Annotated in this window: 7 protein-coding genes and 1 pseudogene; 2 read left to right on the top strand and 6 right to left on the bottom strand. The window is 65.3% G+C overall.

The window, feature by feature from the left end; genetic code table 11:
* Window position 1: 1 nt before the first annotated feature.
* Window positions 2-1741 (bottom strand): UvrD-helicase domain-containing protein, encoded by a 1740-nt coding sequence (locus AC1DQF_RS07900; protein ID WP_477524665.1) that lies wholly within the window; start codon window positions 1739-1741, stop codon window positions 2-4.
* Between the two features lie 5 nt (window positions 1742-1746).
* Window positions 1747-6537 (bottom strand): DEAD/DEAH box helicase, encoded by a 4791-nt coding sequence (locus AC1DQF_RS07895; RefSeq protein ID WP_477524664.1) that lies wholly within the window; start codon window positions 6535-6537, stop codon window positions 1747-1749.
* 163 nt (window positions 6538-6700) lie between these two features.
* On the opposite strand from AC1DQF_RS07895, the gene AC1DQF_RS07890 reads away from it, so the two are divergent.
* Together AC1DQF_RS07890 and AC1DQF_RS07885 are read left to right on the top strand one after the other, a co-directional pair.
* Entirely contained in the window at window positions 6701-6907 is a 207-nt protein-coding gene (locus tag AC1DQF_RS07890) for a hypothetical protein (RefSeq protein ID WP_477524676.1), read from the top strand.
* The gene (locus tag AC1DQF_RS07885; protein WP_477524663.1) at window positions 6877-7329 is read left to right on the top strand and encodes a very short patch repair endonuclease; all 453 of its coding nucleotides are present in this window, start codon (window positions 6877-6879) and stop codon (window positions 7327-7329) included. The genes AC1DQF_RS07890 and AC1DQF_RS07885 overlap by 31 nt, the downstream gene beginning before the upstream one ends.
* On the opposite strand, the pseudogene AC1DQF_RS07880 reads toward AC1DQF_RS07885, so the two are convergent.
* The 4 genes and pseudogenes from AC1DQF_RS07880 to mobF all read right to left on the bottom strand — a co-directional run bounded on the left by AC1DQF_RS07880 (window position 7303) and on the right by mobF (window position 13898).
* Window positions 7303-8015: pseudogene (locus AC1DQF_RS07880) on the bottom strand (type II restriction endonuclease). The gene AC1DQF_RS07885 and the pseudogene AC1DQF_RS07880 sit on opposite strands and share 27 nt — an antisense overlap.
* Before the next feature lie 603 nt (window positions 8016-8618).
* Window positions 8619-9695 carry a DNA (cytosine-5-)-methyltransferase gene (dcm, locus tag AC1DQF_RS07875; RefSeq protein WP_477524662.1) on the bottom strand — a complete coding sequence of 359 codons (1077 nt, stop codon included), beginning with the start codon at window positions 9693-9695 and terminating at the stop codon, window positions 8619-8621.
* A 223-nt stretch (window positions 9696-9918) separates the two neighbouring features.
* A complete protein-coding gene (locus tag AC1DQF_RS07870; RefSeq protein ID WP_477524661.1) occupies window positions 9919-10263 on the bottom strand; it encodes a hypothetical protein in 345 nt (114 codons plus the stop codon).
* A gap of 104 nt (window positions 10264-10367) precedes the next feature.
* Window positions 10368-13898, bottom strand: a complete 3531-nt coding sequence (gene mobF / locus AC1DQF_RS07865) for a MobF family relaxase (RefSeq protein ID WP_477524660.1) — start codon at window positions 13896-13898, stop codon at window positions 10368-10370.
* Window positions 13899-14114 lie beyond the last annotated feature (216 nt).

Raw genomic sequence — 14114 nt, 5'->3', positions numbered from 1 at the left:
CTCATTCACTCCACTCGATCCGAGCCAAACCCGACATGACGGGCGCCAGAAGCATCCCGTTCCCAACGCCATTGCTCTCGACGACGACCGTTCCCACGCTCTCGACGCGCACGTCCCGCAGTGAGGGCCATCCTCGCCTTGTCTGCTCCAAGGTGCCCGTGCGGTTGGCGAACTCGACGCCGAAGTGCTCTGAGGTCACCCCGAGCGTCGTGCCGCCCGACCTCACTTCGAAGATCGGTACCCTGAGGGTTGATCTGTTGGCGCAGGGAGCCAGTTCCACCTCGGCTGACACGGCGGTCCCCTCGAAGAGCAATTCCTGTGCCAGCGGGTACGTGGCCATGGCGCCCACGTCGAGGTCCCCAGCTCTGACCTCGAAGGCCGTGGTCATCCAAGGCTTGTGGCCTCCCCTGATCCATCGCGGGCCGGAGTCTCCACCACAGTGCACCGTTCTGACCCATCGGACGTCTGGTCCGTCGGCGCGCACGAGAAGCCGGCGCGCCCGGGTCAGGGCCACGAATCTCTCGCGGCCGACGAACTCCTCCGACTGCTCCACCCGCCCCCCAGGCGGGAATTCGACGAGCACGACGTTGTCGAACTCCAGTCCCTTCGCGCGATGGACAGTCGAGACGACCGTCTGGGTCTCGGGGGCGTCCAGGAGATCCGGCGGTATCGAGTATCGCGATTGCAGTGCCATGCCTAGTGAGATCAGGTCAAGTTCGCGGCCCTTGCCCCCTGCCAAGCTCTTGAGGGCCCTCCACGCGATCGTCGGATCGACACTTGGAGCCAGTTCCTGCAACCTCGCATCGAGTTCTTCACGGGTCAGGGACGACGCCGAGACCTGTCCCAGGACCCGGGCGATCCAGCTTGCAAGGACCTGCTGGCCCGTTCCTCGGCGAACACCCACGTTGAGACCGAGGGACCGGAGCTCCGCGGCGACGACGAGCGCCTGCCCATTCGTGGCAGTCAGGAATGCCGTTGACTCCAAGCGACGACGGGCGACAACGGCAGCGGCGGCGAGGTCACCCACGTGGACGACCTGATTCCAGAAGTCCTCGACCTCGTAGTGGTGCGGCACCACCTCGCCCTCGCCACGCAACCCAGCCGCTGCCCGTGCGTCTCGTGTGGACGCGCGGTACTGACCCTTGAGCACGATCGTGCGCGCCCCCGCTGTCCGAGACTGTTCGAGAAGTTGGGCTGAAGTCGTGGCCGATTCCCCCTCCTGCTCGATCTGGAAGTCATAGATCGCTTGCGCGGGGTCACCGAGCAAAGTCAGGCCAGCGTCCTCGGGCAGTCCGTCCATCAGTGCGAGCAGGAAGTCCGCTCGTACACCGACGACATCCTGCGCCTCGTCGACCACAACGTGTTCGAGGTCGTCAAGATCGCCCCACTCACCCCGACGGACCAGTTCGGTTGCACGAATGATCCTCTCGTCGAAGGCCATTGAACCGATCTCACCCTCCGACGACTCGCTGACGATGCGCGAGGCCAGCGAGTCGATCGTCCGAACGTGAACCGGAGGTACGCCTCGTGCCCGGAGCCGACCGTCCACTGCATGCACGGCTGCATTGGAGAAGCTGAGCACCAACAGGCCGTGCACCGGGTCCACACGCTCCTCGAGCACCAAGTTCTCGACCAGAGCCGACACCACCTGTGTCTTGCCGGCGCCCGGGCCCGCGATCACCACCTGACGAGCGGAGGCGTCGGCGGTGGCGACCTCACTTTGCTCGGGGTCGAGCAGCACTGGGGTCACTTCTTGGTCCAGAGGTACTCGAACTCGTTGAAGGCAAGGAGATCTCCGTACTGGTCGAAGTTGTCCTCGACATTCACGATGAGGACTTCCTCGGAACCACCGTTGCGGGGACCGCGGAGGCCGCGCCCGATCATCTGCTGATACACATTGGGGCTGAAGGTGGGGCGGGCCACGTAGACGGCCTGCACCTTGGGCGCATCGAATCCCTGGGTCAAGACGTTGTAGTTCGTCAACACACGGATCCGTCCAGCCTTGAACTCGTCGATGTAATGGCGACGTGCCGCAGTCTCGGTGTCGGCTGAGACCGATACGGCTGGGACGCCTCGGTGGGCGAGCAGCGCCGCCAAGACACGTGCGTTCTCCACCGAAGGAGCGAACGCCAGTACGGTCCAGTCCTCAGGCAGGGACGCGATGTGGTCCACCACGCGGAGGGTGCGTGCCAGGTCGGCACCGAGGCGCTCGGTGACGGATGACGGCAGTCGGCCCATCTTCTCGATGTCCTCCTTGTCCCGGTCGCTGAGCGTCACGTCGATCCCAGCGAGGACTTCGTGGCGCACCTGGGCAAGCACGCCCATGTCCTGGAGCTCTTCGTAGGGGTCTTCCTTGCGGAACGCTCCACGGTCCAGACGATTTCCGTCGTAGCGACCGGCGAGGCGCTCGGTCTCAATCTCCGAATTGCCCCGGAAAGGCGTTGCCGTCAGGCCGACAAGGGGACGACGCGCGGACTTGTCACGAGCGCGGCCGCCACGGCCCATCCACTCGAGCACCTGTGTGTAGGAGGTTGCTATCGAGGTGTGCGCCTCGTCGATCACGACGATCGACGGGTCGCGCAGCCATCCGTACTCGTCTCCCGACCGCTTCTGCAGGACCGAAAGCTTGTCGATCGTCGCGATAACAAGTTGGAACGAACCCGGTTCCTCCGTTACCTCATTGCTTCCCCAGAGACGACCTAATCGCATCGGGATCTGGGGGCCAATCGCACGCCACACATAGGTCCAAGTCTCAGCCGCCTGCTCGCACAGTTCGTCCGTTTGGGCGATCCACACGAGAGGCTGAGCGTGGCTCACGAGATGCATGCGCACCGCCTTGACCAAGGCCTCGACCGTGACTCGGGTCTTGCCTGCCCCGGTGGGCAGTGACACCATTCCGCGGTCCGGTCCGACACCACGCATCATCGCCTCGATGCGCTCGGTGACAAACTCCTGATAGTCGTGCAGCGGGCTGAGTACCGCCGGGCCGTCGATCATTTCGACCGCAGCTCTCTGGCTCCCCGGGAATCCAGCCCAGTCCGTGGGAAATCCAAGGCCGTTGACCCACTGGCGCGTGATCCTCCGGCCAGCCCATTCCTTCGGCGGCTCGAGGCCCCTCTCCTCCAGCGCGTGCCGCAGGTGCTTCAGGATCGCGACACCGTGGACCGCTCTCGCCAAGGACGCAACTTCTCGCGACGAGGCGCCACCCTTCTCCTCGTCGAGCACTGCGAGGGCTTGTGCCGGAACCGTGCGGCGCAGAGCATCCACGCCCACGGCAAGGACCAGTCGTTCGTCATCGTCGTGGCATCGCTTGACCCGGGTACGCAGCTTGTCGCTGGCGGTCTTCTCCATCGACCGCAGGACTTGGGAGACGTCCTGCGGGCCGAGTCCGAGGCCGAGCACCTCGGAGACCTGTGCGAGGCGAGCGGTTGGGGACTCGGCCGTGACGAACACGATGTCACCGTCACGCCGTGCCGGAAGTGGACGAGCAATCTGACCCTTTGGCGTTGCGGTCATCCGCACAAGACGGCTGACGGGCTGCAGCATGAGGTCCTGATCACCGGCGTCGAGTCGCATCTTGAGCGGGGGGAACRCATCGGTCAGGTGGACGGACTCTCCAGCGGGGTCCACCACGATCTCCTCCTGAAGGAGGTCTTCCCCTCGCGGCATACCCAGATGCTCGAGAAAGAGTGTGACGTCTTCTGCTTCGACCAGGAGGGCAGGTACCGTCGCGTCGATCATGGAGTCGTAGGTCTGCGGGGAACTGGTAACACCGATGTTCTCCACTGGCACAGGTACGCGTTGCCTGCCGACGGCAGCAACGAGTTCCTTGAGCTTCAACTCGGTCACGGGACCTCGGAAGAGGAGCCACGAATAGAAGGTGGCGCGTGGCTTGTCATGGTCGCCGGACCTCCAATTGTCGACGGTCGCCTTGAGTACCTCCCATTCCGAGACACTCAGGGCCTCGAGAGATGTCTTGATCCCCAACGACTTCGCGGCGCGCTCCTGCACATCCACGGTTGGGAAGGCCCCCGAGTCGATCTCGTCCTGAGCCATCAGCACTCCGCCGGGGGCTCTGAGTCCGTGGGACGTGGCGAAGCGGCCGTGCCGGCGGAGGAAGTGAGTCTCCGGACCGATCCAGTTGTATGTGCCGTAGGCACTGTTGGACAGGTGACGGATCTTGGTCGGTGCGGGCAGACCGCGGTTGAGCAGGAGTTCGGTGACGATGCGTTTGCCCTCGTCACTCATGCTCGCGACTGGATCCAAGGGCCACGTGACGAGCGTCGGAGCTTCGACCTCGACCTTGTCGGGAGAGATCTTCGATGTCTGGTTCTGAAGGAAGAGTGACTTGGCGTCCGATACCCAATCGCCGTACCACCGCTCCGTGCGTCCTGCCGCGAACCCRGAGAGGGCGCGGGTCTGCGGAAGCTCGACGGCACCGACCTCCTTAAGGAGTTCGTCGTCCTGGGCATGCTCACGGGGGTCGATCAGAAACGCCCTGTCCCGGGAGCCGTCTTGTGGGACCAACCGCCCGCCGAGGAAGGCACTGCTCACCGGGATCCACTTGCCCGCTGCGGTCTTGACGTGAACGGTCTCCGTCAGCTCTCCCCCCAAGTCCTCCTTCAGGATCTGGAGTGCGGTGTCTGTGGGGATGCTCCTCATCGTTGACCAGATGAGGGGCCAGATGACCTCCCTGCGTCGTCCGTTGGGCTGCCCCGCCTCGTGCAGGAGCTTGCGCAGTTCACCGCTCTGGTCCATGAGGACCACGCCCAAGTCTTGGAGGTCCATCGAAACTCGGTCGATGGCAGCAAGGACGGGGTCGACGAACAGAACATCCAGCCGTTGCTGCCCCTCAGCACGAACAAAGACCTTGCCCCGAACCGTCTGGCTGAATGTTCCGTCTTCCAGGCGAATGATCCGCGCGGACCTGATCTCGTGGTTCAGCTTCGTCGCCAAGGCAGCGTCTGAAGACCCCTTCACGTCGCGCACCATCCGCGCAGCGAGCGCGATCGCCGCGGCCGATGCCTCCACGCTGCCCTCAAGCACGAGGGCCTCCAACCATTTGCTGAGACTCGAGACACCGCCATCTGCGCCGAAGCCATCCATGAGGCGCGACACCTTGACGGCCAGTTCTTGGTTCTTGTAGGCGTCCGGGTGCACCCAGTCAGCTACGGGTGCTCCGCGGACGGCGGCCCAGGCCTCCAGCCACTCGTTGTGGTCAGGGCCTCGTCTGTCCTCGCCGATTCGCTTCTTGGTGATCTCTCCGATCCATCGCAGATCAGCGGGGCGACGCAACCGGCCCGCTCCGTCCGGGAGGATGGGCCGAGTGCGCAGGTGCGCGAAGATCGGGCCATTGATGTCACGGTCGACCCAGTTCCTGGCCTCCCTCGCTCCCAACTCGCCGCCCCGAGACGGCAAGGCCTCGAGTACGCGTACTGCTTCCGGCGTGCCACTGAATCGGCCGAGCGCCGTGGCCACGAGATCGGGCAGCACCTCGAGTAACTCTGTGTTGAACTGACCTTCGAGAAGAGAGAGCCGGTCGTCGCTCAGTTTCCAGGGCGCGTTCACGATGCCGGACAGCGTGGTCCTCGTCTGGGTCGGGAAGTAGGCCCAGAAGGACCCCAAGCCGGTCGCTGGAGGAACACGGACCGCGTACTGGACCTCCAGAGACTCCCGCGCGGCCACGTGTCCAGCCTCTTCCAACGCGGCTTTGCTGGGGCGCACCGTGCAGGCGGCCAAGGACCAGACGGATTCGTCGCTGCCCGCTCGCAACCGGACGAAGCCATCCGCGCCGTCCTCTCGAAAGATGCGCCGCTCCCCTGACATCAGAGCGCCCTGACCGCTCCCTTCGGGGATCCGATTGCGGAGACGTGCCTCGCGCACGTGGGGTGAGAACAGCACGAACTCGGGGGAGAATTGCGCCAACCTGCCGGCCAGCGGCAGCGCGTCAGCTGCGAGCGAAGCCACCACAACGGTCGATGCCCACTCCATGAGCTCGGCCAGATCCGGGTCTTGAGCGGCGCCGTCGGCGACGGGATCCAAGACCCGGGCAAGGCGCATCACGGGATAGTTGGGGACGTCGTAGCCCTCGCCCTTGAGCTGCGCCGCCGCCCAGTCCTTGTCGAACCCGAACGACACCGACCTGCTGTAGACGCGCGGCGAATCCGACACCGCAAGKATTGACTTGAAGCCGATTCCGAACTTGCCGATTCGGTCATCGGCCTTACTGGAGATGTCTGATGCAAGAATCGACCTGACCCCGGCCTCATCAAAGGGCTCACCATCGTTTGCCACGTACAACGCTTTATCGGTCAGTAGGACCTCGACCCGGCCCCCGCCTCTGCGAGTCGCGTCCGTCGCGTTCTGAACCAGCTCCTCAAGCTGTCGAGTGGCATAACCGCCATGGGCGATACGGCGCTCGTTGTTCGCGTCTTGAATCACTCGCGACGGATCCTCGGCGTACACCTTCAGACAGACGCGAGTCTGCTCCTCAACCACCAATGCCAAACCGGATGAACCGGCTTCCCAACCACGCATTTCCTCACCCCGTGAAGCTTGTGACGTAACGGGGTGAACCTACGTGTCGGCACCGACACTCGTGCGAGGAACCTACCGATCGGCATCGATCTCTGGCCCGGAATCAGAGCTCGTCATGTCCGGAAGCAGGGAAGGGGCGTAGCGTRGAGGTAGCGTCTGGTCCATGCCCACGTCGCCTCGCCGTCTGGCGTCGATCGACGGTCGACCTGTCGGCGTCTTCCATACCATCTCGGCTCGAGACGGTGCGTCAGTGAAGCGAGACGGGAATCCGGTCTTCGCGATCCGGGAGTTGAACACGCGTGTGGTGGAGGTGTTGTTCGGCGACGGGATCTGGTTGCTGTGCGGGCACGGAGACATCGAGCCGTCGTGACGGAGCCCCCTGTCAACCCGTCGGTGTCGGCCCGATTCTCTCGAACTCGCGGGCGGGATACCAAGCCCGAACTACTGGTACGCGGGGAGCTGCACCGCCTCGGCAAACGGTACCGCGTCAACTACGCCCCCTTGCCCGGTCTACGCCGCACTGCCGACGTCGTGTTCACCAAGCAGCGAGTGGCTGTCTTCATCGACGGCTGCTTTTGGCACGGCTGCCCCGAGCACTACGTCGAGCCGAAGACGCGCACCGGGTTCTGGGCCGCGAAGATCGCGGGCAATGCCGCGCGGGACGCCGAGACGACACGCATCTTGGAGGAGGCTGGCTGGACGGCTCTCAGGTTCTGGGAGCATGAGCCGGTGGTCGCTGTCGTGGCTGAGATCGTCACGCGAATCTCAGACGAGGGGGGCCACGTGCCCTAGCCGCACGGCCTCTGCCTCGCGTTCCCTCACCAGGGTGATCAAGTCGGCGACGTTCATCATCGATCCGCGCATCGACTCGGGGTATGTGTCGATGATCGGTTGGGGGATGACGGGTATGACGTCGTTTTCCGCCATGGCCGCAAGGGTGTCGGGCACGAGGCCCGGGTCCATGGTGATGACATGCCGCACGTCGATGCGGGTCGCCTCCGTCACGACTTGGCGCCACCGCTCCTTGGTTGTCGTCTTGGCCGCAAGGAACGTGAGGACTCGTCGGGCACGTCGGCATCGCCATACGCGTCGAGGGCCGGCAGCAGGTAGTCGAGCTTGGAGCCGTCCTTCATCGTCTTGGGACGGGCGTAGCGGATGTCGTTGGCCCTCAGCAGGGCGTCGATGTGATGCTCGAAGGAGAGGCCCGCGCGCGAGAACCGCCCGTTCTTGAACTTCGTCGCGAGCTCGAAGAACTTGTCGATGTCGATGTGCTCTCGGTTGGCGAACTCGCCGTCCACAACCGGCTGGAGGACGTGGCGCTCGTAGAGGAAGAACAGGTCGTTCGTCGTTGCGAACCACTCGAACAGGGTTCCGTCTGGATCTCCAACGGGGTCGATGCCCTCGCACACGGAGCGCGTGAGCGCGGTGAAACGCTTGGTGTCCGGGAGGGGAAACGTTCCACCGAACTTGGCCACCATCGCGTCCAGGTGCTGGGTGTTGTGGCTGCGCGGGGTGATTCCGAGCGCCAGCCGGATGTCCGCGTCGGCCATGTCGAGGTTCTCGTCCTGCGCGTCGTCGACGTCGAAGATGTCGAACGGGTTGTCACCAGACGGCATCTCGCGTTCGCGGAGGTTCGTCGCGAAGAGCCTGTCGAGGCGGGCCGCGACCTCTGACCCGTCACGGGCCACGATCGCCACGAGGCGTCCGTCGCGACGCTGGGCGATCCACAACCAGTCGCCCTCCCACGCAGCCCGCATCGCGTTCGAGCCCGCCGGGTAGTACATGCGGTACTCGGCCGCCCGGTGGCCGACGCCTCGTCGTGAGTCGTAGTACGAGAGCGTCAGGTCCTCGTCCCGAAGGGTCTCGTCTGCGTCCTCGCCGAAATAGAAGTAGGTGCAGTCGCACTTCTTGTCTTCGTCGCCGAGCATGTCGACGACGGATCGCTCCGCGTTGAACTCGTGCTGCCTTGACACCTTCGCCGCGGCAACCTCCACAGCAGCGAGGCGCTTTGCTGCGACGTTGGAGAAGTGCTCGCCAAGCCGTCCGTCCACGCGTGTCCCCTTGGGTCGGGGGACATCAGATCATGCAGACTCGTGCGCCGCCTCGCGTTCAGCGACCAATGCCTTCTCGATGTACGGCTGCATGTGCCTGGCCATCGCGTGGATGGCGGGGACAACGACCGAGTTGCCGAACTGCTTGTAGGCCTGGGTGTCGCTCACCGGGATCAMGAAGTCGTCGCCGAACCCCATCAGCCGGGCACACTCTCGCGGGGTGAGCCGCCGCGGCCGGTTGCCTGGCTGCTCGATCAGGATCTCCGAGCCGTCCTTGTAGTAGCGCGCGGAGAGGGTGCGGGTCGTCATGCCGGCCTTCACGAGACCGAAGCCGAAGCCGTTGCCCGCGGACTTGTGCTTGTCCGCGTAGCCCTGGAGGTAGTTCCAGAGGTTCTCGGTGAGCGTGTACTTGTCGAGCACCTTGCCCTTGCGGTGGTCGAAGTAGCGACCCGCATCATGAGGGAGTGGCGTCTCGCCCTTCCGGTGCAGGACCGACTCGATCGTCCTGTGGGGCTCGGGGAGCTCCATGGCGTCGATGTCGAAGTCGTTCTCCTCACGGAACCCGACGATGAGGATGCGCTCACGGTTCTGCGGCGTGAAGTTCCTGCCGTTCACGACACGCGTCTGCACTTGGTAGCCCAGCTCGTCTTGCAGCACCGTCTTGATGACCTCGAAGGTGCGTCCGCGGTCGTGGGACTTGAGGTTCTTGACGTTCTCGAGCATGAACGCCGCGGGGCGCTTCTCGTCGATGATGCGCTTGATGTCGAAGAACAGGGTCCCCTGAGTGGGGTCATCGAAGCCGTGAGCGCGGCCGAGGGCGTTCTTCTTCGACACGCCGGCGATCGAGAACGGCTGGCAGGGAAATCCGCCGAGCAGGAGATCGTGGTCGGGGACCTCGCGTTCGTCGATCTCGGTGATGTCGCCGTTGAACACGTGGTCGTCGTGGTCGAGGAAGTTGGCCTCGTAGGTCTGACGCGCGTACTTGTTCCACTCCGAAGTCATGACGCACTTGCCGCCGATGCCCTCTTTGCCCTCGAAGGCGCGACGGATGCCGCCGATACCGGCGAAGAGGTCGATGAAGGTGAAGTCTGGCTTCTTGGTGGCCATGCGTGTCGTCCTCAGGGAGTCGTGTCCCCAGGTCGATTCGACCTGGCGATCGTCACGGTATTCGACGGGCTTCCGAGCGTCGGGCATTTCGGCGCGTGTCGAACACGCGTTCGTGCTCGAGCTTCCGCGCGGAGTACCGGATCGCCGCCCGTGGGCATGTTGGACGACGCGAACGATACGTCCTTCGCACGGCCTTCGGAGTCGCGACTGACGAGCCCCGACTTCATCGACGTCCCCCACCAGTGAAGTACCTTCGCACTGGCCGGACGGATGCCAAACACTTGGTGGCCACGACTGCTGCCGCCAGCCCGAACTTGATCGAGTCCCATGCCAAGACCAGGACGACGAGATTCAGCCCGCCGCACGCGCCATCCGAAACGGCCACGGTCAGGAGGTGCATCAACACGAGCGCGGCCATCGCGAAGGCTGCCAACAGCGACGCGTTCCGCCAACGCGGCTGCGTCATCCGCGCCCGGGCGATCAACACGTTCGAGGGCGCGTAGAGCGCAAGCAGTTTGTGAGCGGTGGCAACAGCCAGTAGGACGGGCACGATCAGCAGATAAAGCATTGTCCGCCTCCAGGGTGTCGAACGGCATGTCTCGTCATACGGCAGCCGGCAGGGCCACACGAAACCTCTCGAGCTCACTGTGGACAACCGCCCGGCGCACAGTCCTATGGCGCTGAGATGGCATCGATTCGGACGGATGTCGAGCGAGGCTGCACGTTCTCGGCTGACGCAATGCTCGATGCCTCCTTGGCGGCACGCATCGCGCGCACCCGGTCTGCTCCCTGCGCGTCACCAGTCTGTCCTCGACCCGCAGGCAGATCCGACGTGATTTGGTAGCGATCGCGGTACGCGGCAACGGTGCTGGCCGCGGCGAGCCAGGCCTCACGCCCAGCCACTGTGCTTGGCGGCGCGCCAAGCCGTCGCACCCAAGACTCGCCTGTCCTTGCCGCTACTGCCGCCAGGGCCCGTGCCCGCGATTCGATGAGCCGTTTTCGCTCTGCGATCGACTGACGATTTTCGTCTCTCATCGCCCCGAGTGGTTCGGGGATCAATCCCGCGATGAGGCGCGGGCGCAGTTGGGAGCCGCGGGGTGGAGCGGATACCGCATTCTCCAGCCGGTACTGGAGCACCGCGGCGACGTCGTTGGCATCGTCCAGAGCGTGCTGCGCCACGATCCGCGGAACGAGGCTCTCCAGATCGTGGTGGTGTGCCTCGGCCCGACGCAGCGCAACCGTGAGTGGACCGAAGGCGTTGGACGCGACCACCGCACCGAGTTGCTCGTCGGTCAGCCCCGAACTTCCCAACAGCTCGACGAACCGGTCGCGTTGCGCCTCGGCGGCGATGGTCTCCAGCTCCGCCGCGAGTCGGTCGATCCCGCCATGCATCTCGTATTCGGCCTCCATCGTCTGGTGCGCCGACAGGCTCGCGCCGCTGTGCTGTAGCACGCCGTAGAGAACCGTCCGGGCGCTGACGTTCTCGGGCTCCGGAGTCGAGTGGCTGTCGTCCGGCTGGTCGAGGGCGACGTATGCGATGTTGGAGTCGCGGCCGCGACTCATCGATACGTACAAGTTCTCGCGAGTAGTCGAGGCACTGACGACCACGTGCGACGTGTCGACGGTGACGCCCTGAGCACGGTGCGCGGTGATGGCGTACCCGAGGTCGATGTGCTGGGCGACGTATTCCGGAGGCAGTACGGCGCTCCCCCGGCGTCGCGCGTCGAGTCGGGCGGCGACAACCGAACCGTCCCTGCGGATGTCGACGATGCGCCACCGGTCGCCGTTCTTGACCCAGCCTGATGACGTGGTCCGGATGGTGCGGTCGTTGCGGCGAGTGATGACGACATCGCCGACCGAAGCGCGCATGCCATCGCCCAAGTGAGCCTCCCGCCCGTCGTCGGCGCCGTCCAGAACGAGGCGCTCGGCTCGGGCGCGATCGTTCAGCGCTCGTACCGCCTGAGAGGACTCGGTCACGAGCACGCTCCCCTTGCCAGCGAGCACGTCTGTCCGCCATGCCTCGTACGCGGCGTCGAGCATCTGGTCGGTGTCGCCCTCGCGGATCCGGTCCTCGCGGGCGTAGGTGGAGATCACCTCGACTTCGCCACCGCGCAGGCCGAGCGAGGCCACCTTTTCCCACTCGTTGCGGAAGCGATGGATCTCGGTCAGCTCGGGAGCATCGGTGCGGCGGTCTACGAGCAGCGCGAACACTCCGCCGGCATCGACGGACTGGAGCTGGAACGGATCGCCGACCAGCAGGACCTTGGCCCCCGCGACTGCGGCCACGCCGCTGATGCGGTCCAGGGTCGTCGTGCCGGCGAGGGTTGCCTCGTCGACGATGACAAGCTCCCCGGCCCGCAGTTCCACGCGGCCGCGGTCGAACTCGTGTAGCCACTTCGCCGTGTTGTCACAGGCGATTCCGAGGTCGTCGGAAAGCGCCTGTGCGGCCGTGGCAGAAGGAGCCAGCCCGACGACACTCCCCCGCCCATGCTCGAGCATCCACGCYGCGCGCAGCGCTCGCATGGTCGTCGTCTTTCCAGTTCCGGCCGGTCCCACCAACACGTCGACCTGACGGCCGGACGTGGTGATGCTCGCGAGCGCCTGTGCCTGCTGTGGGCTGAGTCGCTGCCTGGTGCGACGAAGCACCCGGCTCAGCACCTCGACGCGGACCCTCGGCGAGGATGTCCGGTTGGCTCGGTCGAGCATGCGTGCCTCGGCCTCGAGAACCGCGGTCGAGGAGTACTTCACCGAGTGCCTGGGGCGGAACACGCTGGTTCCGTCCTCCCGACGAAATGCTGCCGGGCTGATGGCGAGATCTGGCGGAGTGAGGGAGATCGACTGCTGCTGGGCCGCATCGAGGATCATGCCCACGGCAGCCTCGCGATCCGTCGAACTGGCAAAGCGCAGGTCCATCGTCTGCCGCGATGCCTCCGCCAGCAGGTTCCAATGGGTCCAGGTCGAGCGCTTGACGCTCACTGCCCGGACGACATCTGCACCGAGCGCCTCTATGGCCGCGAGCGGGACATCGGTCACCTTGAGTGGGCCGGCGCCGTTGCGGGCGACGATGGTGGCGGTCCATGCATTCGCGTCACCCCGGAGCCGGTCGGAGCCACGTCGACGCCACTCCACCGTGAGATCGAAGAGAGATCGAGTCTCCTTCGGCGGGCGGGTCGCGAGCGTGGCCCGAGCGCGCAGCTCGACGATCGTCTTCTCCGAGGGCATCCGTCCCTGAGCAGCGACGTACTCGGAGATGAGTCGATCCTTCTCGAGGTCGATCTCTCGGGTGCGGCTGGAGAACTCCCTGATCAGCTCCTCGCCCACGCCGGCGATTTCCCACTGGGCGTTGCGATCAGCGCCGCGAGCACGTTGTTCCCACTCGATGCCGAGTTCTCGGGTGAGTCGGTCGGCCAGTAGCGCGTTGTAGTGCGCCGACAGGCCCGTCACCGATGCGAAGACCGGTCGGCCGTCGAGACTGCGCCAGCGACCGTCCAGAAGCGCGAGCACCTTGTTCGAGACGACCAGGTGGGTGTGGAGTTGAGGGTCGCCAGCACGGGAGTCGTAGTGGTCGTAGGCCACGGCTGCGACTCCTGCCACTCCCACCTGCGCCACGGCGCCATCGCGGTCCGCGACACCGGCCCGGGTGGCTGCCACCTCACGCTCGAAGTAGTCGAGCACGTCGGCGACAGCTTCGTGGTGAGCCTCGACGACCCGCTCCTGAGTCACGGCATCCGCCAAACCCCAGAGAACCGAGACCGACTTGGGGACGCTGAAGGTGAGGTCAAAACCAGCAACCGCGTGCCGCATCCCGGCTACGGCCTCCTCGGCCTCGATGCGCACGCTCGCCGCTGCGCAATCGTCTGCCGTCATCTCGGGATCGAGCGCACCGACGCGCGCGGAGATCCGCTCCGCAGGGCGCATGTAGGTCGGGTACCCGCGGCCCAGTTGGTCCCCCGTGACTGGGTCGCGGCCCATCCCGATCAGCAGCGCCAACTGTGCCTCCGAGACCTCCATCCCCGGCGCCAACTTCCCGCCACCGAGGCGCCGTACGCCCGACCCCATCCACCGTCCGGGAGGGGTGCCGACCTCGGAGTAGTAGCGCGTCAGCGGAGTCGACGGTGCGCGGTTGCCATCGCCCACGACGACGCTGCGCAGCAGGTACCTGTAGCCCGAGCCAGCTGTCATCCGGCGCATCGAGACCGTCACGACCGTTTCCCTTCCACAGGCCACAGGTGCGCGGCCTTCTCCACAGACCCCTCGATCTGCAACGCGTGTGAAGACGAGAAGGGAGGTATCGAGGATGAGGGCGGCGGCAGAGGTGGCGTACCTCGTGAGGGAGGACGAGCTGAGGAGGAGCGATGGCCTGGCAGGCGGGCATTGCGCAGAGGCGTGAGAAGTGTCGTAATGGAGAACGGACGGCGG

This window comes from Nocardioides sp. P4_G4 (genome assembly GCF_056401085.1).
This window is presented reverse-complemented; position numbering and strand designations above follow the sequence as displayed.